This window comes from Sulfitobacter sp. HI0129 (genome assembly GCF_001635395.1).
Taxonomy (GTDB): domain Bacteria; phylum Pseudomonadota; class Alphaproteobacteria; order Rhodobacterales; family Rhodobacteraceae; genus Sulfitobacter.
This window is the reverse complement of the sequence record NZ_LWGH01000753.1, coordinates 1-429: the sequence shown is the minus strand read 5'-3', so window position 1 is coordinate 429 and position 429 is coordinate 1. Positions and strand designations below refer to the sequence as shown.

1 pseudogene is annotated in these 429 nt (G+C 67.6%); it reads left to right on the top strand.

The features are described from left to right. Nucleotides 1–429, top strand: a pseudogene (locus A3764_RS18515) (class II histone deacetylase); the annotation flags it as partial.

Here is a 429-nt window from a genome sequence, read left to right as displayed (position 1 = left end):
ACCACCGCCTTCTATTGGGATGAACGCTGCTTCTGGCACGCCGGGGGAAACTACAGTTTCACCCTTCCCATCGGGGGCCTTGTCCAGCCGCTGGCGGCGGGCGGGCTGCCCGAGAACCCGGAGACGAAGCGGCGGCTGAAAAACCTGATGGACGTGACGGGCCTCATCCGAGAGCTGGACGTCCGGACCGCCGAACCAGTCACGCGGGAGACGTTGGAGCGAGTGCATCCCGCCCATTACCTTGATGAATTCAAGCGGCTCTCCGACGCGGGCGGGGGCGAGTTGGGCCGCCGGACGCCTTTCGCACAAGGCGGATACGAGATTACGGCGCTGTCCGCCGGGCTGGCCGTCGCTGCCGTCGATGCCGTGGCGCGCGGCGAGGTCCGCAACGCCTATGCGCTGAGCCGTCCGCCCGGTCACCACTGTCTG